Raw genomic sequence first — 26,264 nt, forward strand, 5'->3', positions numbered from 1 at the left:
ATTAATTTGAGCTAGACAGAATTTGAGGGAGTGACAAAACGTGGAAGAAGAAATATTAATAGAAGGGTTAGTAAGAGCAGAATTTGTGGTAATGAACTATCTATGGGAAAAAGGTTCCTTGATATCTAAAAAAGAAATAATAAGAGACATAAAGCAGATGTATGGATGGCATAAGAGTACTATAAAAATAGTATTAAAAGGATTAATTTGTAAGGATTTTTTAGCTAGAGAGATTATAAGATTTCAATTGCATTATAAAATAATAATAACTAGTGAAGAGTATGATATTTTTAATAAAAAAGTATTAAAATCTACTAAGAACAGAAAAATTATACATTCTCTTACGACGATACATAAGCCCGTGAGTAAAGAAAAACTAGATTATTTAGAAGAGTATTATAGGAATTTAGAAGAATAATTTAGTATAAATTGGAAATATTATTTATACAAATTTTCTTGTTTTAAAAAATTTGTTGATATAGACTTTATCTATATATAAATTAATAGTTTAAAAGATGAAAATGATAGGTAATTACATAATAAAAACAATGAAGGTATGAAAGTATAACTTTTTGTACCTTTATTTTATTTATTATTCTGAACATATTTTAAATTATTGAATAGGCTCACTTTTGATTTATATAAATTTTAGTAGAATATTTATATAATATAGATTGATAGGGAGAAAAACAAAACTTGTATAAGTGCCTAGTATCATAGTAAAATAAATACTTGAAACTATATTTCTTCCACCATTCTTCCACCTATGAAAAAAACTACTCAATAAGAATTAATATACATCAATTCAGCTTAATCTAATAAAAACACTTAAATTAAAGTAATTTGAAAAAAGCATAATTTAAATCAATTAATTCAAATAAACCTTAATTTAATGAAAATCTTAAGAAATATTTAAGATTTAGGATAATATTTTCTTAAGATTTATATTCTATTATATAGATATAAAGAAAAATTATAAAAATGTAAGATAATACAATATAACAATTTAGTCATTATTGAGAAAGGGAGTGAAAGATATTGTATAATAAATATAAGGATTATTATACAATAGAGGAAGTGAAAATATGTACAATATACTAGTAGTAGATGACGATAAAGAAATTGTTGATTCAATAGAGATATATCTTAAATCAGAAGGATTTAAAATACATAAAGCATATGATGGAATGAAAGCATTAGAAGTAATAACAGAAAATGATATTCATCTAATCTTAATGGATATAATGATGCCTAAATTAGATGGAATCAAAGCAACTGTAAAAATACGTGAAGAAAGAAATATACCAATAATTTTAATTTCAGCAAAAAGTGAAGATACAGATAAAATAATGGGATTAAACATTGGAGCTGACGATTATATAACAAAACCATTTAATTTATTAGAACTTGTAGCTAGAGTAAAATCAAACTTAAGGCGATATGTAACTTTAGGTAATTATGAAGATACATGCAAAGAAATTTTAAAAAGTGGAGCTCTAGAGCTAAATACATTGACAAAAGAAGTTAAGATTGATGGCGAAAATATAAAAATGACACCAATTGAATATAAGATAATTGAACTTCTTTTAGAAAATAAAGGACGAGTCTTCTCAATAGATGAGATATACGAAAAAGTATGGAATGAAGAAAGTTTTAATTCAGAAAATACAGTAGCAGTACACATTAGACGAATAAGAGAAAAGATTGAAATAAATCCAAAAGAACCAAGATTTTTAAAGGTGGTGTGGGGAGTTGGTTATAAGATTGAAAAATTTTAGCGGAAAACTTATGAAAGAAAAGAGTTTAATATTCAATTGCATTTTGATTTTAGTCGTTTTTACTTTTACACAAATATTAGGAATTCTTATATGTTTTAACTTCTTCTCAAGTAGCTTAATGTACTCTATGGGAATTATGCTTGTATTGAATTTTATTTTATATAAGATATTGACGATGTAGATGAGGTGAACAACTTGGAAAAATATAGAGCATTAAAGTTAGTAGCATTAATAATAGTATCTATTTCGTTTCCATTAGCTATACTATTTGCATCAATAGGATTTGCTGAGCCTAAACACAATATACAAAAAACTTCTACAAGTAGTGGAATTGTTCGAATATCTGATGATTTTTATGACAGCAATATATTTGATGAAAGTACAATACAAGAGATATTATACAATTTGAAACTATCTGTAAGTAGTGAAAATAACAAAGAAGAAAAACTGAAATTAAATGATATTTATTTTAACGCAGGAGGAAAGGGCAAAAATATTGCTTTAGACAACGATTATGGTTACTTTAATAATTATGATGAACTTGTAAATAATAAGCTATCATCTATAGAATATTTAAACTCTTTGAAAAATATAAAAATGTATATTAGAAATACATATACAGGAGAGTTTTATACTAACACAATATATGATGATTTAGATGAATTTAAGCAAAAAGTAAAGGGTTATTGTGATGTAGAAATAGTAGTAGGAGTAGAAAACGATTCTTATACTAAAAAACTAAATGGGAAAAAATTAAAATTAAATAATATCGATTTAAAACTGAATAGTATAGATGAGGCATTTAAAGCTTATGTATCCTTTCCTAAAGAACTAAGTATAGATGATGGAGTTGTATACAATAACTTTGAAACATTTAAGCAAGCTACAGAAAAAGTGAAATTATTTTTTGTAGCTAGTTTAGTTTTAGCTATTATATGTTTATTGTCTATGATATTATGTAAACGAATTAAATGTAAGGCATTAAAGAAAGACAATGTATTTTTATTAATATACAATAAAATACCTATGGAATTTAATGCAATAATAATAGTTATCTCAATAATACTTCTATTTATGTATGTTATTAATACATCCTATGATACTTATGTTATATTACTAATTTCTATAGCATCATTACTAATTTCAAATAATATATTTTTTATAACTGTTCAGTTAAGCTATTTGGAAAATAAAATGTGTATATTTAAATCAAGTGTTATAGTTAGAATGATTTTATGGTTAATAAAAACTGTAAGGGAGGTCATTAACGCTATAAAAAAAGTATCTTTAGCAAGAAAAGTTATTGGTATAGTAATAATATCTTTGGTTTTAATAATTATAATCAGCGCTCAAAGTGTGAGCCTAGGATTGTTATTTTCTATATGTATATTTTTAGGTTTTGCACTTTATATAACCAAAAGGCTTTCTTATTTGAGTTATGTTATAGAGGGTACCGAAAAAATAAAAGATGGTGAATTAGACTATAAGATAAAAATTAGTGGAAATGATAATTTTACATCTTTAGCAGAAAATATAAATAATATTGGAGAAGGTCTAGACAAAGCAATAGAAGAACAGGTAAAAAGTGAAAGAATGAAATCTGACCTTATAACTAATGTATCTCATGATTTAAAAACTCCACTTACCTCTATAATAAATTATGTAGATTTAATTAAAAAAGAAGATTCTATACAACCAGACTATATAAACGATTATATAAATGTACTAGAATCAAAGTCAAAGAGGTTAAAATTATTGATAGAAGATTTATTTGAAGCGAGTAGAGTAAGTAGTGGTAATATAGAGTTACAAGTTAGTAAAATTGATTTGGTACAACTATTAAGACAAAGTATAGGTGAGCTTGAAGAAAAATTGTCTAAAAATAATCTAAATATAAGACTGAATGTTCCAAATGAAAAAGTGTATATATGGGCAGATGGAAGAAGAATGTATAGAGTTTTTGAAAATCTACTGTCAAATATAGATAAATATTCTTTAGAAAGTACTAGAGTTTATATCGATGTTTATGAAAATGGTGACAATGTAAAGGTGGTTATGAAAAACATATCTTCATATGAGTTAAATTTTGACCCAAGTGAGATTATGGAAAGATTTAAAAGAGCTGATGAGTCAAGAAATACTGAAGGTAGTGGATTAGGGCTTGCTATTGCAAGGGATTTAGTAAATTTACAAGGTGGAAAATTCTATATAGAAATAGATGGCGATTTGTTTAAAGCAAATTTAGAATTTCAAAAATGTGAAGAAGAAATAAAGATAGATTAAAATAAAATTTCAAGATATAATATAATTTTTACAGAAAAATTAAGATATTGAAAGGTTTCCTATAAAACAATTATGTAGATACTTTTAAAGAAAGGAATACTTTTAATTAATTTTATGAGAATGTAGATAGATTTGTGTAAATATATTTTTTCTTATTCAATATTACTGGAAATTTTGATATGCTCCCTTTATAGTAGACAGTTGAAATAATAACAACTGATGCTATGAAGAGAGTATATTTTTATGTTACGAAAATCTAAAATAGATTTTGAAACAAAAATTAAACTAGTTGAAATGTATTGTACAATTAGCTATAGGAGATAGGAAAGTTGAAAAAATTTCAGATAAGTCTTTAAATCAACTATTTTCCATTGTATTTTAAAATAATTGTGCGTTTTCAGTTTTCTAATCATAAGAATACTCTTTTAATATTTCTGTATAAGCAAAACACTCTGTAATATGGTCGTTGACCATGCCTGTAGCCTGCATGAATGCATAAACTGTGGTTGAGCCGAGAAATTTAAAACCCATCTTTTTCAAATCTTTGCTTATCTTATCAGAAAGTGGAGTTGTTGCAGGTAAATCTTCAACTTTTTCCCAATGTCCCACAATAGAAGTATTATTTACATATCTCCAAATCATCTTATCAAAGCTGCCATGTTTATCCTTAATTTCAAGAAATACCTTAGCGTTGTTTATAGCTGAATTAATTTTCAAACGATTTCTTATAATGCCCTCGTTTGCCATGAGTTCGTCAATCTTTTTATCATCATAAAGGGCTATCTTATTTGGATTAAATCCATCAAATGCTTCCCTGTAGGACTCCCTTTTTTTAAGTATGGTTATCCACGAAAGCCCTGCCTGCATGCTTTCTAAAATTAGCATTTCAAATAGCTTATCATCATCATGTACAGGGCGTCCCCATTCGTTGTCATGATAATCTGTATATATTTGGGTATTTCCTGACCAAGCACATCGGATTTTTTCATTCATGTTATATTATCCTTTCTGTTTTATAAATAATCTACATTAATTCTGCCTTACAAAGATATTATACATTTATTCAACATCTCACACAATCAAATCTTTTTAATTTTAACTAAGGCTGGCAATAAGAAGCATTCCCAGAAATGGTACGTTTCCTACCTGCTCTTGTTGTTCCAAAATGATAATAACTGCAAGCTTATAAAATAATTTATATCTTTCTTTTAAAACAAATTCTCAATCGCCTTTATTCAAAGTTATTTGACATACATACAGTACGTATGTTATGTTGATGTTACCAAATATAAAGGAGATTATTTTTATGAAAAATAGTTTTTACCCTGTACTAATGTGCAATGATATAAGAAAAGAAGCAGATTTTTTTATAGAATTATTTGACTTCAGGGAAGTATTTAATAGTGATTGGTATATTAGCCTAAAAGACAATGATGACTTTGAGTTGGCATTGATTGATAGTACACATGATACAATACCTAAACTGTATAGAAAACAGTGTGAAGGCCTTATTCTTAATATTGAAGTTAACGATGTGAATACTGTATATTCAGAAGTAATTAGTAGAAAAAAATCATCGCTTTTGTTAGATATAAAAAATGAAGAATTTGGTCAAAGACATTTTATTATTGAAACTCCAAGTAAAATTTTGGTTGATATTATTCAAATAATTCCGCCATCAAATGATTATCTCGAAAATTATAAGAAATCAGGTAAAGAAAATGACTAAAAATAAAAAAGAATTAGCATCTATAAACACTACAAAAAATTTGATTGCTATTGCACGTAATCATTTTTCTACGTATGGCTATGAAAAGACCTCATTAGAAGCTATCGCAGAAGAAGCTAATATGACTAGAGGTGCAGTATATCACCATTTCAAAAATAAAAAAAACCTATTTAAAGCAGTTTTAAGTCTTGTTCAGTATGAAGTTGGACTAAATGTAGAAAAAGAAGCTATGGCATCTGAAGATATATGGGAACAGTTAATTTTAGGTTGTGTTGGATTTGTACAATCAGCTACTTTAGACTCTAACAAAAGAATATTATTAATCGAAGCACCTAATATTATAGAGTGGACAGAGTGGAAAAAAATGGATAATGACAATTCTGTTTTACTTTTGGAAGAACAACTCTTAATTGCACAAAAAAACGGAAAATTAATAGAGTTTGATATTCATGTGATTTCACATATGATTTCTGGTGCATTAAATGATTTATCTATTTTTCTTGCAGAAGCCAATACTTTAGATAAAAATCAAGTTTATAAAGCGATTTCTCATTTACTGAAAGGGTTTAGAAAAGATGGCTAAGAAAGTGAAAGACTACTATGACATTGAATATGTAAACTTCTTAGCTGAAAAAATAAAATCAGTATATCCAGAATTTATTATTAATAAGTTCTTTTCACTGATAAAACCAACTATTGAATTATTAGAATTCAATGAAAGGCAAGAGTTATTGGCAAATGCTTTAAAAGAGTCTATCAATTTAAATTATTCGGAGACTATTAATGTTTTTGAGAAAATACTAGGTCCAGAGTTAGAAGGTAGTTTAGGCATGTTTACAGAAGGTTATTGGTTATGGCCTATTGGAAAGTATGTAGAGAAGTTTGGTGGAGAAAATTTTGAAGTAAGCACAACTTTCAGTAAGGAGTTAACAAAAAGATTTACTAGTGAATATTGTATGCGTACCATAATAAATAATTTTCCAGAACAGTCTATGGCTTTGCTTTTGGAATGGAGTAAAGATAGTAATAAAAGAGTTCGTCGATTAGCTAGTGAATGTCTCAGAATACGATTGCCATGGGCAAAAAAAATGTATGTTGCCTTAGACTATTTTGATACTTATTTTGAATTATTGTCTAATCTAAAAGATGATACAGATAAAACAATTCAAAAGAGTGTAGCAAATAATCTAAATGATTTATACAAAGAAGATAAAGACAAATTTGAATTAATTATTTCTAGTTGGCAAACAGAAAATATAACAAAAGAATGTAAATGGATTATTAGGCATGCTTCAAGAACAAAAAATAAAAAGCAAGAAAGTTATTCTAATATTAAAGTCTAAGGGTATTAGGAGGAAGTGTTTTGTGGCTGATGGTAGCAACTTTTTTCTTTTTTATATTGTTGGTCTTTAGAAGTCTTTTTGTTGGAATTTTTAAGGATATTCATCATTTTAGAAGAGGGAAATTCTCAAAATGAGCAATCAATAAAAGAAACAAATGAAAAAGGGTAATATGTAAGTAAGAAAATGGCAGGATGATATCTTTCTAATGAAAAAAGTGTAATTAAAAAGTAGTTATAAAAAAACTCTATAAGAAAATTGTATTTTTCAACATGTTTTCTTATAGAGGCAAACATATATTGTATGTAATAACTGATAATCAATCTAATATCTTAAAAATATATTGGATTCATAAATGGTATTACAAGTTCTGTGACCTCTCCATCTGCATCAAGACCCCAATATCCGCTGTAAATACCATCGCCCATACCGCTTGTGAACATAATTAATTTGTAGAATGTTTGTGGTAATTGCCAAAGTAAGAAATTGCCACCTTCATTCTGTACATTGGGGTGCATTTCATAGCTTTTTTGAAAAAGTGTTGCAAAATAATCATTATATTTGTTTTTGTCTGGGTTTTCACTTTGCCATTTTGTGATAAAATTACTATACTCTTTTGCAACTTTTGCGTCTGAAAAACAGGCTAATCCTGTATCTACACCAAAGAAAGTCCATGCTCCTGCTTTTCCAAAATCTTCGGTTTTCTTTCCCTTTGGCATGGCAATTTCATATTTGATAGGTTTTTTGTCATTGATAATTAATCTTGCTGCTACAATTCTAAGTCCTGCAATTTTAGAATGGCAGATAGAAATTTCTACTGAATAACTTCCAACAGGTATTTTTCTTTCTAAATAAGTCATATATTCACTACCTAAATACGCAAGAGGGTCTGCAAGGACAATTTCTCCACTTGGGAAATCTGCTTTTCCTATTATGAATGGTTCCAGTTTCTCACTTTTTTGAAACAATCCTTGAAAGAATTCTATTGAATAGTTTTCCTGATTTAAAAATTTTAGGTTCTTTTCAAATGCTATTTGTGCAGGATGTTTAACTTGTTCTCTAATTTCTTTTCCTGTATTTGTATCAATAAAATATTTTCCGCTTTTATCAGAGTGAAACTCTAAATCAGTTCCTATTGGCATATAAAAAATATTCAAAGCAGTTGGTTCAATATTAATAAGTGTATTGAAATCTACAACTTCCATGTTCTCAGGATTATTTACATACTCCTGTGTATCCTTATCACCAAAAGCAATCCATCCATTTCCAAATTCACTATGTTCTCTAAAAAGCCACTTTAGTTTTGATGTTCCATTGAGAATCGATTTGCTGACAATACAGCCACCTGCACCAGTAATATACTGTTTTATTTCTGATTTTTCGACTTTTGTTTCTTTTTTATTTTCGCTAAATAATTTCATGTAAATTCTCCTCATCTTTTTAAAATTTTTTTGATAATCAACACAATAGATTCTGGAAGTATTTTACTAGTCTTTCAACTTGTATGGTAATAATTGTATTTGATTGTATAAAATCAGTACAGTACTATTTATTTAAGTAGACATAATTTGGGGATTTTTTATTCGGTCTAGCTTGTTTTTTGAAAAAATAATATGTGTCACTGCCATATTTTTTTAAAAATACTTTTTAGTATCGTATATCTTTTAGATTAGAGTGAAACTGTGCAAAATTATAAAATAAGGTAAAATCGTGTGCAATTATTTGGTATGGCACTATGTATGTAAAATATAGATAATAAAATTAAGGAGGCAGTATGAAGGAAAGGGCTAAAAAAATATTAGATTTTATTATTAAAAATAACAATGTAACATCACAAGAACTACAAGAAAAGTTCAATGTATCAAAGAGAACTGTTTACTATGATATCTTAGCTATAAACGAAGAATTAGGGAAAAGAGGTAATATAAAAAATATAAAACACAAATTTATATTTGAAGGTAACTTAGGTAATGTAAGAAAAATAATTTCGGCTGAAGAAGATAAATTTTTAGATAGTGAATATAGAAAAACTTTTATATTGAACAAAATATTACATGATGAAAAAATATCAATAGAAAAACTAACAAATGAAATGTTACTTTCAAAAAACACAGTAGTACAAACAATAACCGATATAAAAAAGTATCTTCAAACAATGGGACTAAAATTAGAATACAAGGGAAAGTACAAAGTAATAGGTGATGAATATGTTATTAGAGAACTTTTCTTGCTACTTACACAAGAAAATGTATTAGAAATTAATTCTATAAGTAATGAAGTAACTAACTTTGATACAAAGGGATGCATAAATCTTACAGATTACTCTTTATTAAATTTAACTAAGTTTACAGAGTTTCTAAATAAAAGAATAAGAGTTGGGAAAACCTTGTACTCTTATAAATATCTAAATGAAGCTAAAAAAATTAGTTACTTTAATAATTGTAAAGACCTTTTATGTGAAGAAGCTAATGAAAATGAACAAGCCTATGTGTGTGCTTATGTAAGTTCACTTCCTAGTTTAAATAGTGAAGTTAAGGAAGATGTTGTCGAAGCATATGTAGATAAACTTATAGACAAGTTTGAAGTAAATACAGCAATAAAATTAGAAAGTAAGCATGAGTTTAAAAAAAATATTTTAAGGCACCTGCATTCTTCTTACAATAGAATAAGATTTAAGTTTCCTATTAGCAACCCTATGCTAGACGAAACTAAGTATAAACATAAGTCACTTTATAAGATTATAAAGTCAATTATAGAAAATGAAGAAGAGTTTCCTGTATTTGAAGGTATAAGAGAAGAAGAAATAGGATTTATAGCAGCATATTTTGGAGGATACTTAAGAGGTTCTAGAGATAATGGTCTAAGAAAAAATAAAGTCTTACTAGTTTGTCCTAATGGTCTTATGGTATCAAAGAGTTTGGAAATACAGCTATACAAATACATACCAACTATAGAAATAGTAGGTATAGTATCTATTAAGCAACTAAAAGAAGTAAATATATACTATGATTACATAATTACAACCATAGACATACAAAATGTAAGTAATGTAATAGTTGTAAATCCTCTTTTAACAACATCAGACATTCAACTACTTATGAACAAACTCATAAGTGTAAAAGAAAATGAGAAGTATTTCAATCTTGAACTGATAATACAGGCTATAAGAAAAAATGGAGTTATTAATAACGAAGAATCACTAAAAGCTGACTTATTAAACATAATACATAAGATAGATGAAGGAGAGATGTATCAACCAATGTTAAAGGAATTAATTAATGAAGAGAGGGTCAACATAATAAGAAGTGTTAAAGACTGGAAAGAAGCAATAAAAATAGCCTCAAAACCATTGTTAGAAGACAACTCTATTGAAGAGTTGTATATAGAAAATATGATAAAGTCAGTTGAAAAGTATGGACCGTATATTGTTTTAGCTGATAGATTTGCTCTACCACATGCAAGCTCTAAAGAAGGGGTAAACAAACTTGCCATGTCCTTACTTATAGTAAAAGATGAGGTTGATTTATTAGGAAAGCCAGTGAACATATTTATGGTACTAGCTGCTATAGACAATACTACTCACATCAGAGCATTAGCATCGCTGTCGGAGATGATGTATGAAGAAGAAAATATAAAAGTAATAATTAATGGAGACAAAAGCTCAATACTAGAACTTATAAATAAACAAAATTAGGAGGAATTTAAAATGAAAATATTGGCAGTCTGTGGATTTGGTGTAGGTTCATCAATGGTATTAAAAATGACGATACAAAAGGTTCTAAAGCAGTTAAGTATAGAAGGGGAAGTAGAAAATACAGATATAAACTCAGCTAGAGGGGCTGATTGTGACTGTATATTTACAAGCCAAGAATTATTAAATGAATTAAAAGGAACTTGTAATGTACCAGTATATCCAGTTAAGAAGTATATGGATTTAACAGAAGTTACAGAAGTTGTTCAAACTTTCTTAAATGATAAGAAATAGTATAAATTTTAAAAAGTAAATTTAAGTTAACCGACATAAACTAAAAACTTACTAAAATTAAAAATAGTAAGAAAGAGAGGGGGAATTTAGTGATAGAAAACTTAAATAGTTAACCTATCACTAAAAAAATAATGCTTGATTTTATTTCAAATAATATTTTACGTAATCCGTCCATGCTAATTGGATTAATAGCAGCGTTTGGCCTTATACTACAGAAAAAGAAAGCATCAGATGTTATAAAGGGGTCATTGCTTGCAGCTTTTGGCATAATAATTATGGAAACTGGAACAGGGATGTTAGTTAGTTCAATAGCACCGATTAATGGAGCTTTCCAAAGTATAAGTGGTGGTGCAGTAACAAAAGGTTTGAGTGATGTTACTTTTACTGCAAGTTATGGAGGAATTATAGGTTTATCAATGTTTATAGGTCTAGGCCTTCACTTAATGATAGCCAGATTTACACCTATTAAGACAATCTTCTTAACAGGTCACATGCTCTACTGGTTCCCATTTATATTTGTAGCATCAGGAGTTGAAACTGGATTAGATGGTGGAGTATTAATAGCTTTTGCAGCAGTATTATCAGCACTTTACTGGTCAATAATGCCATGGTTATTAAGAAAATATGTATTTGACGTTATTGGAGATGACTCATTTACACTAGGACATCCATCAGGTTGTTTAGCACTTATATCAGGATTTGTTGCTAAGTTAGTAGGAAATAAAGAAAAATCTACAGAAGATATAAACATACCTCAAAGTCTGTCATTCTTTAGAGAAATATCTATAAGTGGTGGAATGGCAGTATTTTTAATGTTTATAGTGGTTGGAATAGTAATACCAGATGCATTTAAAGATACTAATGAGTTTATTGGAACATATGCAATAAAGCAAGGTCTTTCTTTTGGAGCAGGTCTTATAATAATGCTTCATGGGGTAAGAATGTTAATAAATCAAATAATGCCTGCATTCCAAGGTATATCAGAAAAAGTTGTACCAAATGCACTACCAGCTTTTGACTGTCCAATACTATTTAACTATAAGCCAAATGCTGTATTAATAGGATTCTTAGTTGCCATGTTAACATCTACAGCTATGATTTTAATATGTAACTACTTTAAAGTATTTAACATGTTACTTATACCACTTGTTATAACTTCTTTCTTTGAGTGTGGAACAGCATCAGTAATAGGCGAATCACAAGGTGGTATACGTGGAGCTATAATAGGTACAGCTGTAGCTGCAATATTTATGGTAGCTTTGGTAGGAATATCTGCTGTAATTTACTCAGGAACTATTCAAAATTGGATACTAATATTTGGTGGTAACGACCTTTCACTATTTGGTATAATCAGTAAGTTTATAGGTTCATTATTTGGAGGAGTATTATAAACATGGAATTTAAATACATAAATGAGATAAAAAGATTAATTGATATAATAGAAACTGAAGAAAAATCCAATATGGAAAACGCAGTACAAATACTTGTTGAGGCAATAAAAAACAAAAGTGCTATATTTTCGTTTGGGGCTTCACATGCAGGAATACTAACAGAAGAATTATTTTATAGAGCAGGTGGCTGTGTTCTTATAAATCCAGTGTTTGCAAAGTCTCTAATGTTAGACACAGCTCCTATAACTCACACTAGCAAGATGGAAAGACTAGAAGGATATGGTGTGGCTCTAGCTGATAAGACTCCAATTAAAGAAGGAGATATAGTTATAATTCACTCAGTATCTGGTAGAAATCCAGTAAGTATAGAATTTGCTATGGAAGCTAAAGAAAAGATGGCAACATTAATATGTATAACTAATTTAAGCTACTCAAAGAGTGTATCTTCAAGACATTCTTCAGGAAAAAATCTTTATGAGGTGTGTGATTTAGTAATAGATAATCATGGTCAAAAAGGAGATGCCTGTGTAGAAATAGATGGTCTAAATCAAAGAGTTAGTCCAACTTCTACTGTAATTGCAACTACTGTGATGAATTCTATTATAGCTCAAGTTACTCAAGAGTTAGTTAATAGAGGGTTAAAGAATCCACCAATTTTTTATAGTGCAAATATAGATGGTGGAGATGAGTTAAATAAGAAGATTTTTGATGAATATAAAGATGTAATTCACTATGAGTATTAAGGTGAAGAAAGTATTTTAATAAGGTCAAAAATGTCTTAATAATTATATAAATAAGTAGCATCGATTAAAAGCTGTAGGTAAAATCTACAGCTTTTATTATTTGGTAATACATCGAATGAAGATAAGTAAGAACCTCTTTTTTATTAATTAAAAGCATTCCTTATTTATTTTATAGTATAAAATATTAAATTATTTAATTTCTATAATAAATATATTTAATTGTTTTTAAGTATATTAGTATCTAATTTACATTTATGAATTAATCTTTTTATTTGCTAGTTCTAGCTCTAAGTTTTTTATAAAATTATTAAACTCATCTGGTTGTCTTTTTCCAAATAAGATTCTTACAATAACTGAATTAATTTTTCCAAATATATTTCTATCACTTTCACTTTCAGTGAAAATAAGTTTTGTATTTTCTAAATCAATGTGTATAAGTTCATATCGAGTAACAAAACTTTCTCTGTTATTGCTTGTTTTTATCTCATATATTCTATTCTTCTCAAAATTAGTTATTTCAACCTTAAATCTTTTATTATTTTTTTGTTGTACAAATGTACCTACTGCCCTTTTCTCATTAAAATTAGGGAAATTTAGTCTTGCAGATTTTATAAATATATTAAATATATCTTTTGCAGAGTATTTCAATAAAGCTTCAGATTTAAATGTTTTCATATTATTTTCCTCTCTGTGTGTAATTTTAATACTTGTAAATTATTTTTATAAATAAAATAGTATAATATGTCATATAAAGTCATATCTAAGTTAGAGATATGATTAAATTACTGTGTATATGAGCGTTTAATAAAATACTACTATATCGAATTAAAATTTAAAAACAGAAAGTGTTAAAAGCATAAAGGATTATAAATTTTTTTGTTGAGTAGATATATAATATTATATCTAATTAAATAAACTTTTCAATCCTAATTTTATAACTAATTTATATGATAATCTATATTATGAATTATAATATTATCAATCAAAAACAGTTAATACATTTAGTAAATTACTAAATGTACAAAAAGTAAATGTTTATCAAAATGTATGAATGTTTATGAAAACGTAGTCATGTACAAGTGTTGCAAAGAAAAAAAGTATTAAAATAAGTATGGCACGATAGTTGCTTATATATTTATCAAGAAAGGAGTTATCAAGCATGGAGTTGAGAGATAAACTTGTAAACATTATAAATACAGAAAATAAAAAAGACCCACTAACAGATGTTCAAATAGCAAAGTTTTTAAATACAACTAGAGAAAATATAACTAATCTAAGGAAAGAACTCAATATAAGTAATTCGAGACAAAGAAGATATCCCTATTTAAAGTCAGCGATTTCAGCAATATTGCAAAACAGTAAGGATATTTCTATTTCAGAAATTACCAGAGAGTTGATGACAGAAGGATTCAATATATCAAGAAGAGTTGTAGAGGAAATATTACCTAAGGAAAGTATAGAAATGGAAATAGTAGAGGTAATTGAAGAAAAATCAAGCGACCCGTTTGAAACTTTGATTGGAAATAAGGGAAGTCTTAGAAATGCTGTAGAACAAGCAAAGTCTGCTATATTGTATCCTCCAAAAGGTCTTCCCACTTTAATTGTAGGAGAAAGTGGAGTTGGTAAGAGTTTATTTTCTAAACATATGTATGAGTTTGCAAAGAAAAAGAAGGTAATAAAAGAAAATTCTAATTTTGTTGTATTTAACTGTGCTGATTACAGTGATAATCCACAATTATTGTTATCTTTATTATTTGGATATAAAAAAGGCGCATTTACAGGGGCTGAATATGATACACCAGGTCTTGTAGAAGAAGCTGATGGAGGAGTTTTATTTTTAGATGAAATTCATAGATTACCTCCAAAAGGTCAAGAAATACTATTTTCTATTTTAGATAGAGGCAAATTTAGAAGATTAGGTGAAACTAATGCTGAAAGAAAAGTAAGCATGATACTGATTGGAGCAACTACTGAAAACGTAGAGACTAATTTATTATTGACATTTAGAAGAAGAATACCAATGCTAATAACATTACCATCATTACATGATAGACTGTTAAAAGAAAAAATAGACCTTATATACAATATCTTTCAACAAGAGTGTAACAGAATAAATGCAAAAATATTTGTAGATAAAAATGTGATTGAAATACTTGCATTAAAAAAGTTTAGTGGAAATATAGGACAATTACAAAATATGATTCAAGTTCTTTGTGCAAGAGCTTTTATGAAGTTTATAAATTCTAAAGATGAAGATTGTGAATCAATAGTAGTAGTAGATATAAATGAAGTTTTAAAACTTAAGGATTCTTTCAAAGATGCTGCTTTTCAAGAGGTTGAATACACAGAAATAAGAAAGTATTTAAAAAATGCTATATTTATACCATTTAATTTAGAGGAATCTTCAATAAAAGAAAATGTTGTGAGTGATGAGTACATATTACCAGAGGATATATATAAAACAATTGAAAAGAAATATTATGATTTAAAGTCTTTAGACATTGAAGATATTGACATAGAAAATATTTTGTGGACTTTTGTTTTAAATAGATTTGCTGACATAAAGTTTAATCTAGAAAACGATGAAGAAATCTTCTCAATGAGTGATTTAAATAGCTTTGTAAGTGATAGTCTAGTAAAACTGGTAAAAGAGCTAATGAATAATATAATTGAAAAAAATACTAATTTAGAAGTAAATAAAAATGCATTTAAATATCTAGCAATACATTTAGAAGAAGCAATAAAAAGGATTAAACTAAATCAAAAGATAATAAATGTAAACTTAGAAAAAATAAAAATAGATTTTTCAAAAGAATATGAAATAGCAAAAAACTTTGCAATTAAAATTGAAGATATAAATGAAATTAAGATTCCAGAAGATGAAATTGGATTTATAACACTTTATATAAAATCAGCCCTAAAGAATGAGGTAAAAAAAGATAAAGTTGGATTAATAATAATCTCTCATGGTCGTATAGCTACAGAAACTGTAAATGTTGTTAAAGAGCTTTTGGGAGTAAAATTTCCTGTGGCTATAGATATGCCTTTAGATGAAAAACCAATGAATATATATAACAAGGCAGTGGAGTTGTCAAAAATAATTGACCAAGGAAAAGGAATATTATTTCTAGTTGATATTGGGTCACTTACAAATATAGGACAAATAGTAAATAAGAGAACTAACATAAATACTAAAACTATTGATAGAGTAGATCTTTTAATGGCATTAGAAGCAACTAGAAAAGTTTCTATGGGAGATGAAGAACTCGATGAAATGTTTTTTTCTCTTGTAAAAGATAGGATGGGATATAACTATGAACTGGAAAAACACATAGATAAATCCAATGCAATTGTGACTTTATGTCTTACTGGAGAGGGAACCGCTAAGTACATAAGTAAAACATTAGAAGAAAAGTACAACAATACTAAATGTTATCAAATGAGTGCTTTGGATGAGAATATTTCCTATAAAATTGAAAAATTAAGAGAAAAAAACAATATATTAGCCATTGTTGGAACAATAAATCCCAAAATACCGGGTATAAATTTTATTCCATACAATAAAGATGTTTTTAAAAACCTAGATATATATCTTTCAAAAAAACAAGATGATAGTCAAATTAAAGGATATGGAAGAATGCTTGATGATGATTTAGTAATATTTGAGCCTGATATATATTTTAAAAAGGATTTACTAGAATATGTATGTTCAATTCTTATCAATAAGGGATATGTGGAAAAAGATTATTTGGATTCAGTTCTTCATAGAGAAGAAATGCTTCCAACATATTCTAAAGGGGCTACAGGTGTACCTCATGGAGATTCTTCTACGGTAAATAGTACAAGATTTGTTTTTATTAAATTAAAAAACCCTATTGACTGGGGTGTTGGTAATGTGAATTTTGTATTTATGCCAGTTTTTAAGACTAATGATAAAGATATTGTTAAGAATGTTCTTGAAATTTTAAAAGATGAAAAGTTTATGAATAGTGCTAAACAGTGTTTTGATAAAGAAGGTTTTAAGAAGATTATATTTGATAAATTTAAAAATATATAGATATAGCAACAATTTGAGAGGAGTTAGAGTAATGAATGTAGATTTAATATCATTAGGCTTAGAAGCTAATGATTATGAAAGTATTATCAGAGAATTAGGAAATAAAATGTATCAAAAAAAATATGTAAAAAATACATATATAAATGCAGTTTTGGAAAGAGAAAAAACATTACCTACAGGTCTTAATATTGGAGAAATGTGTGTTGCGATTCCACATACAGACTCACAACACGTAAATGAATCTAATGTAGCTGTAGGAATATTGAAAAATCCAGTAAAATTTAATTCAATGATAGACCCAACAGATAATTTAGATGTAGAGCTTGTATTTTTACTAGCAGTAAAGAATCCAGACTCTCAAGTAAAATTATTAAAAGATTTAATGTCAGTTTTTCAGAATATAAAGCTATTAAGAGACATAAAAAATGCATCAACAAAAGAAGAAGTAGCTGAATTGTTAAATTTTATAGAAATATAATGACAAGATGTTTTAGAGGTAAATAATAGAACATTAAAAACTTAAAACCAGTATTAACTTCTGAGCAATTTAATTTATATAAAATAAAAACTTAAATATAATATTAGGAGGAAATTATTATGAAACAATTTAATGTATTATCAGTATGTGGTTCAGGAACAGTTACATCATCAATGGTGGCAGGTAAATTAAAAGAAGTCTTAGGAGATAAAGGAATATCTATTACAACTACAGAGGCTAGACCAACAGAAGCATTAAATTTGGCACAATCAGGAAGATTTGATTTTATAACATTTACAAGCCCACTTCAATCAGGTGATTATGGAATACCAACTATAAATGCATTTGCTTGTCTTACTGGTATAGGAGAAGATGCATTCTTTGAAGAAGTTTTAAAGGTTATTGATAGTTTAAATAAATAGTGTTTAGAGTATAAATTATAGTATTTAAATCAATAATTTAGATACTATAATAGACTACTATTCAAATAACTACTATCAAAATAAATTTAATTAAAGTGACATCATTTAAGAATTTATTAGAATAAAAAATGACAACGAAAAGATATTTATTTAGACGTATTTAATTAATTTGATAAATGTTTAGAAATAGGAGGATAAAAGATGTTAACATTTATGAAATCTATAATCGATACATTTGGTTCTGCAATTATAGTTCCAATTATAATATTCATAATAGCAAAAATATTTAAAGTAACTACTAAGAAATCGTTTCTTTCAGCTGTATATGCAGGTGTTGCTTTGCAAGGTTTTACATTAATATTAAATTCATTTACACCAATAATAACACCAGTAATTAATAGAATGGTAGATAGTACAGGAGTAAATTTACCTGTGTTTGATGTTGGTTGGCAAGCTACATCATTAGTTGCATTTTCAACAAGTGCAGGTATGATATACTTAGGTCTTGGAATATTATTGCAAACTATTTTATTTTTAGTAAAGTGGACAGATGTATTCCAACCATCAGATTTATGGAATAATTATTCTTATATGGTCTGGGGAGCAATGGTAATAGGAGTGACAGGCAATTTCCCTTTAGGTATAGGATGTATGGTCTTGTTAAACTTATACAGTTTATTAATATCAGAATTAGTTGCAAAGAGATGGTCTAGTTATTATAGATATCCTAATTGTACAATAATAGCTATGCACAATGTTGAAGCTTCTGTCTTTGCAGTATTTGCAGACCCTATATATAACAAACTTGGACTAAATAAAATAAAGTTAAACCCTAAAGAATTAGAAAAGAAACTAGGATTTTTAGGTGAGCCGATTACTCTAGGTCTTTTCTTGGGTATGTTTATTGGTATACTAGGTAATATGACTAGAATAACTACTATGGAAGCTTGGGGAGAAATAATGAAAGTTGGTATATCTACAAGTGCTGTTATGGCAATATTCCCAAAAGTAGCAAGTATGTTTGCTCAAGCATTTGCACCTATAACAGAAGCAGCTAGAAAGATTATGCAAAAAGCTGGAAATCGCGAGTGGTATATAGCAGTAAATGATGCTGTGGGATATGGTGAACCTGCAACTTTAATATCAGGTCTTATCTTAATTCCAATAATGCTTGTAGTAGCTATGATACTTCCAGGTAATCAAGTATTACCAGTTGTAGACTTACTTGCAATTCCATATATGGTACAAGGTTTAGTTGCAGTACATAATGGTAATATACCAAAAGTAATAGTTTCAGGTATAATATGGTTTGGATTAGGATTATATATATGTACATCTACAGCTCCATTATTTACAGATATGGCTACAAGTGTAGGTGTTGCTATACCAGCTGGAGCTATGCTTATAACAAGTTTCAATATACTAGGAAAACCTTTAATGGGGTTAGTGTTCTTTGCATTCTTAAGTGCAAATCCACTTTATATAGGATTAGCAGTTGTAATTTACTTTATCCTATGGGCATTATTTAGAAAGAATAAAACAAGTATACTTGAATATTTAGAAAAACAAGCACTTAAAAATGTAGCAGAAGAACCTGTAGTAGCATAGTTTAAGTTTATTAAAATATAATAATACAATAAATTAAGAAATCTATAGTTGATTTTATAGAAGTGTCAGAGATTATCTGAAAAGCTATAAATGAAATGTAGATTTCTTTTTATTTTGATAAATATTAGGATTCTGTTTTATTGCACTCAACTATCAATTTTATGGATTTTATTTTGTTATTTAAAACATACTTTTTTACATTTATACAATAATGTAATTTGATTTTATAAAATGTATTATATATTGTCAAAATGCTTTGTATATAAGGTATTTGCAGAGATGAATTATTTGTTTTTTGTATGGCATAAATATTGCTATATATAAGTGTATAGCATGAAGGGAGAGGTTTATATGGCAAATAAGATGAGAGCATCAGTACTATACGATATAGGTGATGTTAGATATGAAATGGTTGATATACCAGAAATAACAGATGGAGAAGTACTTGTAAATGTTAAATATGTTGGAATATGTGGCTCGGATTTACCTAGGTCTATGGTTAGTGGATTGAGTGGAGGTACAGCATATCCATTAATTTTAGGTCATGAGTTTTCTGGCGAAGTTGCTAAAATAGGGTCAAAAGTAAAGAACATTAAAGTAGGTGATAGAGTAGCTGTTGCTCCATTAGTTCCTTGTGGAGAATGTGGTTATTGTAAAGAAGGGAATTTTGGATTATGTAATGACTACAATATAATTGGGACAAGAGTAAATGGAGCTTTAGCGGAGTATGTGAAAGTTCCTGAAGAGCATATTTTAAAATTACCAAATACCTTAGATTATGAAACTGCTGCTGGGATTGAACCAGCAACTATAGCATATCACGGGATTGCAAAAGCAGATATTAAGGTAGGAGATAGTGTAGTTGTACTAGGGTGTGGTCCAATAGGTCAGTTTGCTTTACAATGGGCAAAGGTTTTTGGAGCATCTAAAATTATAGCTGTTGATATTTTTAATGAAAAGCTAGAACTTTCTAAAGGTTTAGGAGCAAACTATATAGTAAATTCAAAAGAAGTAAATGCAATTGAAGAAATAAAAAAAATAACTAATGGTGGCGCTGATGTTGTCATAGAGACTGCTGGCAGTAGGTTTACTCAAGAGCAATCTCTACTTATAGCAAAAAAAAGAGGAACTATAGTATTTGTAGGAATTTCGCACACAGAATTACCACTTAGTGCAAAAGCTGCTGAGAGTATATTACGTGGAGAGCTTACTTTGAAAGGTTCTTGGAATTCATATACAAGCCCTTATCCTGGAAGAGCATGGACAGCAACATTAGATTTTATGGGAAAAGGAGATATTATTTTTACACCAATGATTTCACATAAAATAGGTCTTAATGAAGTAGGAGAATTTTTGCGTAAAATGGCAAACAGAGAAATAAATTTCAATAAAATCCTAGTAGAAATATAAAAATTTAAGAGGTATAAAAGATGAATGAAAAATTAAAACAAATAGCTAAAAACATAAGAATAAGTATTATAAAAAGTATAGCAGAAGCGAAGTCTGGACACCCAGGAGGTTCACTGTCAATAGTAGATATCTTAACTGTATTGTATTTTGAAAAATTGAATATAGACCCTATAAAATTTAATGATGAAAATAGAGATAGATTTGTATTATCAAAAGGTCATTCTGCACCAGCATTATATGCAACTTTGGCAGAAAGAGGTTATTTTGAAAAAAATGATTTAATGAGTTTAAGAAAATTTGGTTCTAAGTTGCAAGGGCATCCAGACATGAAAAAAGTAGCAGGAGTAGATATGTCTACTGGTTCTCTTGGACAAGGTTTATCTGCTGCAAATGGTATGGCACTAGCTGGTAAATTAGATAATAAAGACTATACAGTATACACTATTTTAGGAGATGGCGAGATTCAAGAAGGACAAATATGGGAAGCTACAATGACAGCATCACATTATAAATTAGATAACTTAATTGCATTTGTTGACTTAAATGGATTGCAAATAGATGGCTCTAATGAAGAAGTAATGAATGTTAGTCCAGTAGATGACAAATTTAAATCTTTTGGATGGAATGTAATAGTAATAAATGGACATTGTTTTGATGAAATAGGAAATGCAATAGATGAAGCTAAAAAAGTTACAGGAAAACCAACAGTAATAATAGCTAAGACTGTAAAAGGTAAAGGTGTTTCATTTATGGAAAACAATGCTGCATGGCATGGAACAGCTCCAAATGCAGAACAAGCAGAACAAGCACTGAAAGATTTAGAAGGAGGTCTATAGGAATGGGAATAGCAACTAGAGAAGCTTACGGACAAGTGTTAAAAGAACTTGCAGAAAATAAAGATATAGTAGTATTGGATGCAGACTTAGGAAAAGCTACAAAAAGTATATCATTTAAAGAAGTTGCCCCAGATAGATTTTTTGATATGGGGATAGCAGAAGGTGACATGATTGGTACAGCAGCAGGTCTTGCTACTTGTGGAAAGATACCTTTTGCAAGTACTTTTGCAATATTTGCAGCAGGAAGAGGCTATGAGCAAATAAGAAACTCTGTAGCATATCCAAACTTAAATGTTAAAATAGCAGCGACTCATGCAGGAGTAACAGTAGGAGAAGATGGAGGAAGTCATCAAGCTATAGAAGATATATCTTTAATGAGAGGTATACCAAATATGGTTGTATTAAATCCAGCAGATGCTTTAGAAGCAAGACAAGCACTATTTGCATCTATTGATTATAATGGACCTGTATATATAAGACTTGGAAGAGCAACTACTGAAGATATACATAATGATGATTATAATTTCAAAATTGGAAAGGGTGAGATTCTTAGACAAGGTTCAGATGTAGCTATAATTGCAACTGGAATAATGGTTTCAAAAGCTATTAAATCTGCTGAATTATTAAGTGAAGAGGGAATTGAAGCTATAGTAGTTAATATATCAACTATAAAACCAATTGATAGTGAACTGATAGTAGAAGTAGCTAAAAATACTGGAAAGGTAGTAACTGTAGAGGAACATAGTGTAATAGGTGGATTGGGTTCTGCAGTTACAGAAGTGTTAAGTGAAAAATATCCTGTTGTAGTAAAGAGAATAGGTGTAAATGATGAATTTGGTCAATCAGGAAATCCAGAATCTCTATTAAATTATTATGGATTGACTGTAGAAAACATAGTTAATACTGTAAAATCATTTTAAGTAAATATAATCAATAATAAAAGTAAACTAAACATAAATTTTATCAATAAAATATGGGAGGAATCAGAATGTTAGAGACTCTAAAAGAAGAAGTATTAAAAGCAAATTTGGAATTACCTGAAAGAGGATTAATTACTTATACATGGGGAAATGTAAGTGGAATAGATAGAGAAAAGGGTCTAGTAGTAATAAAACCAAGTGGTGTTGAGTATGATAAGATGACTGTAGAAGATATGGTAGTAGTTGATTTAGATGGGAATATAGTAGATGGTAAATTAAGACCTTCTTCTGATACTCCAACTCATCTAGTTTTATATAAAGAGTTTGAGGAATTAGGAGGGATAGTACATACACATTCAAGTTGGGCTACAACTTGGGCTCAAATAGGTAAATCTATACCAGCATGTGGGACTACTCATGCAGACTATTTTTATGGAAGTATACCATGTACTAGAAAAATGACTCGAGAAGAAATAAGCAGTGAATATGAAAGAGAAACTGGTAATGTAATTGTTGAAGAATTTATGGGAAAAAATCCAATACACTGCCCAGGAGTAATTGTAAATGACCATGGCCCTTTTACTTGGGGTAAAAATGCAAAAGAGGCTGTTCATAATGCAGTGGTTTTAGAAGAAGTTGCAAAGATGGCATATTATACAGAATTAATGAGTCCAGAGAATACTATGGATAGAGTACTTATGAACAAGCATTTTTCAAGAAAACATGGTAAAGATGCATACTATGGCCAAAAATAACTGTCTGGAGGTAAATTATGCTAGAATCTTTAAAAGTTAAAATTGTGGAAGTAGCAATTAAAGCAGAGAATTATGGTTTGTGTAAAGAAAAAGCTGGTAATTTTAGCATTAGAGATAAGGATACTGGATATATACTTATAACACCTTCAGGTATAGGAAGAGAAGAATTGAAAACAGAACACATTTGTGTATTAGACCTGGATGGGAATGTAATAGAAGCTGAGAAAGGTATTAAACCCAGTAGTGAGGTGCTAATGCATATTGAAATATACAAAGTGAGAGCAAATGTAAATGCCGTATCACATACACATTCTCTATATGCAACAGCATTTTCAGTGGCAAATAAACCAATTATACCAATTGTATATGAGTCAGTTAATTATGGTGGTTATGTAGACATTGCTCCATATGAAAGACCAGGGACTTTAGAACTAGCCAAAAGTGTTTCAAAGTTATTATTAGATACGGATGCATGTTTATTAGAAAGACATGGATTGACAACTGTAAGTAATGACCTTGAAGATGCTTTGTTAAAATCGAGATATGTAGAAGAAGTAGCAGAAATATACTATAGGTCTTTAGTATTAAATCAATTTAAAGAACCTAAGGCAGTAGATATTGATGAATTTGCAGAATGGAAATATCCAGAGGAAATAAAATTTTAATTAGGATGATTTGAATTAAAGAGATGAATTAAAATAGATATTGGCTTCTTTATATAGTGTAGTATTTCTTAAGAAATATATTTAATTTGATATATTCATTTAAAACAAAAAGAATATAGAACCCTAAATCAATTCTTGTATTGGTTTGGGGCTCTATATTTTCTATTTACACATTTCTATTTATGCATTTCTTTTTATTTGATTTTCTGGTGAATTTATATGTTCAAAGTATTTTTTAGTCTCAGATACTATTATAGGTGATAGTGCAAGTAAAGCTATCAAGTTAGGTATCGCCATAAGTCCATTTACAATATCAGCAATTACCCAAACTACTTCTAATTTTAAGAATGCACCTAATAATACCATAGCTACAAATACAGTTCTATATCCATTCATACCTTTTACACCAAATAGGAATTCAAAACATCTTTCTCCATAATAACTCCAGCCCAAAATTGTAGTGAACGCAAATAATGTTAAGCTAACTGTAAGTAATATTGGTCCAAATGTAGGAATAGCGCCATCAAAAGCTGCTTGAGTCATAACAGCACCATTTAAGTCTGAACACCAAACACCTGATATTACAAGAGAGAATCCAGTAAGTGTACAGATTATAATAGTATCTATAAAAGTTCCTGTCATAGATATAAGCCCTTGCTCTGCTGGCCACTCAGTTTTAGCTGCAGCCGCTGCTATTGGAGCACTACCTAAACCAGATTCATTTGAAAATACACCACGAGCGATACCATTTCTAATTGCTAGTGACATAGTTGCACCTAGAAAACCACCAGTTGCAGCAGTAGGTGTAAATGCACTTTTAATTATTAATACAAAAGTTTCAGGTATTTTATTCCAATAAGATATTAAAATGATTCCACAGATTACAATGTAGATAACTGCCATAAAAGGTACTATCTTAGTAGCGACATTAGATATACTTTTAAGACCTCCAAATACAACTAAAGCTACAAATACTGCTAGTACAACACCTGTAATTCTAGGGTCTACTCCAAAGCTACTATTGATAGCGTCTGTTATTGAATTTACTTGAGTAAAAGTACCTATACCTAAAAGTGCAACTAATATACCACTTATAGCAAAGAATATTGCAAGAGGTCTCCATTTTTCACCCATACCATTTACTATGTAGTACATAGGTCCACCAGATACTTGACCATTTTTATCTTTAGTTCTGTATTTTATTGCAAGGACACCTTCTGAGTATTTAGTAGCCATCCCAAAGAATGCAGCTATCCACATCCAAAAAAGTGCACCAGGTCCACCAGCTTTAATAGCTGTGGCAACACCAACAATATTACCAGTACCAACTGTAGCAGCCAATGCAGTACATAAAGCTGCAAAACTTGAAACATCACCACTACCTTTATTTTCAGCAGCGAATATTAACTTAAGGGCACGTGGAAGTTTTGTTATTTGTACAACTCCAAGTTTAACAGTAAGTAATATACCAGTACCAACTAGTAGTACCAATAGGGGCGGTCCCCAAATAAAAGCATCAACTTTGTTTAAAATATCAATTAGATTCATAAAAACACTCCCTCATTTTTTTGCTTTACACAATCAATAGAATTTTTAATGAAGTAATTGACAGGAAATTAGTATAATTTATTAATAATTTCTAGTGTAATAAAAAAAGCTAAATCTAAAATAGATTCAGCTCTGGATATACACTAATTAGCAACCAAAATAAAAGTATTAATAATACTAGTTTTGGTAGATAATCCCTGTCCTTTTGCCTGAGAGATTGAGCACAAATGCCTTGCCCCTTCGGCGCCCATAATGGGTCTCTCCAGAGTTCCGTAAATTTTACAGTCCTACTTTAAAAAGTACCTGAGAGTGTTAC

The 26,264-nt window shown here is 28.7% G+C and carries 23 protein-coding genes and 1 riboswitch; of the genes, 19 read left to right on the plus strand and 4 right to left on the minus strand.

The features are described from left to right. Positions 1-40 precede the first annotated feature (40 nt). The 3 genes from KGF46_RS04790 (at position 41) to KGF46_RS04800 (ending at position 4,061) form a co-directional block, all read left to right on the plus strand. Entirely contained in the window at positions 41-418 is a 378-nt protein-coding gene (locus KGF46_RS04790; protein WP_227861822.1) for a BlaI/MecI/CopY family transcriptional regulator, read from the plus strand. A 667-nt stretch (positions 419-1,085) separates the two neighbouring features. Beyond that, positions 1,086-1,778 carry a response regulator transcription factor gene (locus KGF46_RS04795; RefSeq protein ID WP_227828911.1) on the plus strand — a complete coding sequence of 231 codons (693 nt, stop codon included), beginning with the start codon at positions 1,086-1,088 and terminating at the stop codon, positions 1,776-1,778. A gap of 195 nt (positions 1,779-1,973) precedes the next feature. Continuing rightward, entirely contained in the window at positions 1,974-4,061 is a 2,088-nt protein-coding gene (locus tag KGF46_RS04800; protein ID WP_255640445.1) for a sensor histidine kinase, read from the plus strand. 405 nt (positions 4,062-4,466) lie between these two features. Here the strand turns inward: KGF46_RS04800 and KGF46_RS04805 are convergent, their stop codons facing one another. After that, positions 4,467-5,054 (minus strand): DNA-3-methyladenine glycosylase I, encoded by a 588-nt coding sequence (locus tag KGF46_RS04805; protein ID WP_227828909.1) that lies wholly within the window; start codon positions 5,052-5,054, stop codon positions 4,467-4,469. Between the two features lie 313 nt (positions 5,055-5,367). On the opposite strand from KGF46_RS04805, the gene KGF46_RS04810 reads away from it, so the two are divergent. From KGF46_RS04810 to KGF46_RS04820, 3 genes are read left to right on the plus strand one after another with little or no spacing between them, the layout of a single operon-like run. Next, entirely contained in the window at positions 5,368-5,790 is a 423-nt protein-coding gene (locus KGF46_RS04810; RefSeq protein WP_227828908.1) for a hypothetical protein, read from the plus strand. Continuing rightward, positions 5,783-6,373 carry a TetR/AcrR family transcriptional regulator gene (locus tag KGF46_RS04815; RefSeq protein ID WP_227854519.1) on the plus strand — a complete coding sequence of 197 codons (591 nt, stop codon included), beginning with the start codon at positions 5,783-5,785 and terminating at the stop codon, positions 6,371-6,373. The genes KGF46_RS04810 and KGF46_RS04815 overlap by 8 nt, the downstream gene beginning before the upstream one ends. Further along, positions 6,366-7,133, plus strand: a complete 768-nt coding sequence (locus KGF46_RS04820) for a DNA alkylation repair protein (protein WP_227828906.1) — start codon at positions 6,366-6,368, stop codon at positions 7,131-7,133. The genes KGF46_RS04815 and KGF46_RS04820 overlap by 8 nt, the downstream gene beginning before the upstream one ends. 329 nt (positions 7,134-7,462) lie before the next feature. Here the strand turns inward: KGF46_RS04820 and KGF46_RS04825 are convergent, their stop codons facing one another. Then, positions 7,463-8,551, minus strand: a complete 1,089-nt coding sequence (locus KGF46_RS04825) for a DUF2185 domain-containing protein (RefSeq protein ID WP_227828905.1) — start codon at positions 8,549-8,551, stop codon at positions 7,463-7,465. A gap of 353 nt (positions 8,552-8,904) precedes the next feature. Here KGF46_RS04825 and KGF46_RS04830 point away from each other — a divergent pair, with 353 nt between their 5' ends. The 4 genes from KGF46_RS04830 to KGF46_RS04845 all read left to right on the plus strand — a co-directional run bounded on the left by KGF46_RS04830 (position 8,905) and on the right by KGF46_RS04845 (position 13,249). Beyond that, a complete protein-coding gene (locus KGF46_RS04830; RefSeq protein WP_227842218.1) occupies positions 8,905-10,824 on the plus strand; it encodes a BglG family transcription antiterminator in 1,920 nt (639 codons plus the stop codon). Positions 10,825-10,836: 12 nt separating this feature from the next. Further along, positions 10,837-11,115: a PTS sugar transporter subunit IIB gene (locus tag KGF46_RS04835; protein ID WP_227828903.1), complete on the plus strand. Its 279-nt coding sequence runs from the start codon at positions 10,837-10,839 to the stop codon at positions 11,113-11,115. 131 nt (positions 11,116-11,246) lie between these two features. Then, on the plus strand, positions 11,247-12,506 hold the full coding sequence (locus KGF46_RS04840; RefSeq protein WP_227828902.1) for a PTS ascorbate transporter subunit IIC: 1,260 nt from the start codon (positions 11,247-11,249) through the stop codon (positions 12,504-12,506). A 2-nt stretch (positions 12,507-12,508) separates the two neighbouring features. After that, positions 12,509-13,249, plus strand: a complete 741-nt coding sequence (locus KGF46_RS04845) for an SIS domain-containing protein (protein WP_227861824.1) — start codon at positions 12,509-12,511, stop codon at positions 13,247-13,249. A 252-nt stretch (positions 13,250-13,501) separates the two neighbouring features. Here KGF46_RS04845 and KGF46_RS04850 read toward each other — a convergent pair whose 3' ends face one another. Continuing rightward, positions 13,502-13,924 (minus strand): DUF3284 domain-containing protein, encoded by a 423-nt coding sequence (locus KGF46_RS04850; protein WP_227828900.1) that lies wholly within the window; start codon positions 13,922-13,924, stop codon positions 13,502-13,504. Between the two features lie 484 nt (positions 13,925-14,408). On the opposite strand from KGF46_RS04850, the gene KGF46_RS04855 reads away from it, so the two are divergent. The 9 genes from KGF46_RS04855 to KGF46_RS04895 all read left to right on the plus strand — a co-directional run bounded on the left by KGF46_RS04855 (position 14,409) and on the right by KGF46_RS04895 (position 24,400). After that, complete coding sequence (locus KGF46_RS04855) at positions 14,409-17,306, plus strand: sigma 54-interacting transcriptional regulator (RefSeq protein WP_227828899.1); 2,898 nt, start codon at positions 14,409-14,411, stop codon at positions 17,304-17,306. 31 nt (positions 17,307-17,337) lie between these two features. Continuing rightward, positions 17,338-17,784, plus strand: a complete 447-nt coding sequence (locus KGF46_RS04860; RefSeq protein WP_227828898.1) for a PTS sugar transporter subunit IIA — start codon at positions 17,338-17,340, stop codon at positions 17,782-17,784. A 119-nt stretch (positions 17,785-17,903) separates the two neighbouring features. Continuing rightward, positions 17,904-18,206, plus strand: a complete 303-nt coding sequence (locus tag KGF46_RS04865) for a PTS sugar transporter subunit IIB (RefSeq protein WP_227432742.1) — start codon at positions 17,904-17,906, stop codon at positions 18,204-18,206. Between the two features lie 201 nt (positions 18,207-18,407). After that, positions 18,408-19,814 (plus strand): PTS galactitol transporter subunit IIC, encoded by a 1,407-nt coding sequence (locus tag KGF46_RS04870; RefSeq protein ID WP_227828897.1) that lies wholly within the window; start codon positions 18,408-18,410, stop codon positions 19,812-19,814. A gap of 351 nt (positions 19,815-20,165) precedes the next feature. Then, complete coding sequence (locus KGF46_RS04875; RefSeq protein ID WP_227828896.1) at positions 20,166-21,224, plus strand: galactitol-1-phosphate 5-dehydrogenase; 1,059 nt, start codon at positions 20,166-20,168, stop codon at positions 21,222-21,224. A 20-nt stretch (positions 21,225-21,244) separates the two neighbouring features. Next, positions 21,245-22,060, plus strand: coding sequence for a transketolase (locus KGF46_RS04880; RefSeq protein ID WP_227856255.1), 816 nt, complete (start codon positions 21,245-21,247; stop codon positions 22,058-22,060). Between the two features lie 2 nt (positions 22,061-22,062). Next, positions 22,063-22,980, plus strand: coding sequence for a transketolase family protein (locus KGF46_RS04885; RefSeq protein WP_227861825.1), 918 nt, complete (start codon positions 22,063-22,065; stop codon positions 22,978-22,980). A 68-nt stretch (positions 22,981-23,048) separates the two neighbouring features. Next, positions 23,049-23,735, plus strand: coding sequence for an L-ribulose-5-phosphate 4-epimerase (araD, locus tag KGF46_RS04890; RefSeq protein ID WP_227828893.1), 687 nt, complete (start codon positions 23,049-23,051; stop codon positions 23,733-23,735). A gap of 17 nt (positions 23,736-23,752) precedes the next feature. Then, entirely contained in the window at positions 23,753-24,400 is a 648-nt protein-coding gene (locus KGF46_RS04895; RefSeq protein ID WP_227828892.1) for a class II aldolase/adducin family protein, read from the plus strand. 180 nt (positions 24,401-24,580) lie between these two features. Here KGF46_RS04895 and KGF46_RS04900 read toward each other — a convergent pair whose 3' ends face one another. Then, positions 24,581-25,948 carry an alanine/glycine:cation symporter family protein gene (locus tag KGF46_RS04900; RefSeq protein WP_227828891.1) on the minus strand — a complete coding sequence of 456 codons (1,368 nt, stop codon included), beginning with the start codon at positions 25,946-25,948 and terminating at the stop codon, positions 24,581-24,583. Between the two features lie 187 nt (positions 25,949-26,135). Next, positions 26,136-26,224: riboswitch (glycine riboswitch) on the minus strand. Between the last annotated feature and the right edge of the window lie 40 nt (positions 26,225-26,264).

Origin of the sequence: Clostridioides sp. ZZV14-6153, assembly GCF_020657855.1 — a bacterium.
In the GTDB taxonomy this organism is placed as follows: Bacteria; Bacillota; Clostridia; order Peptostreptococcales; family Peptostreptococcaceae; genus Clostridioides.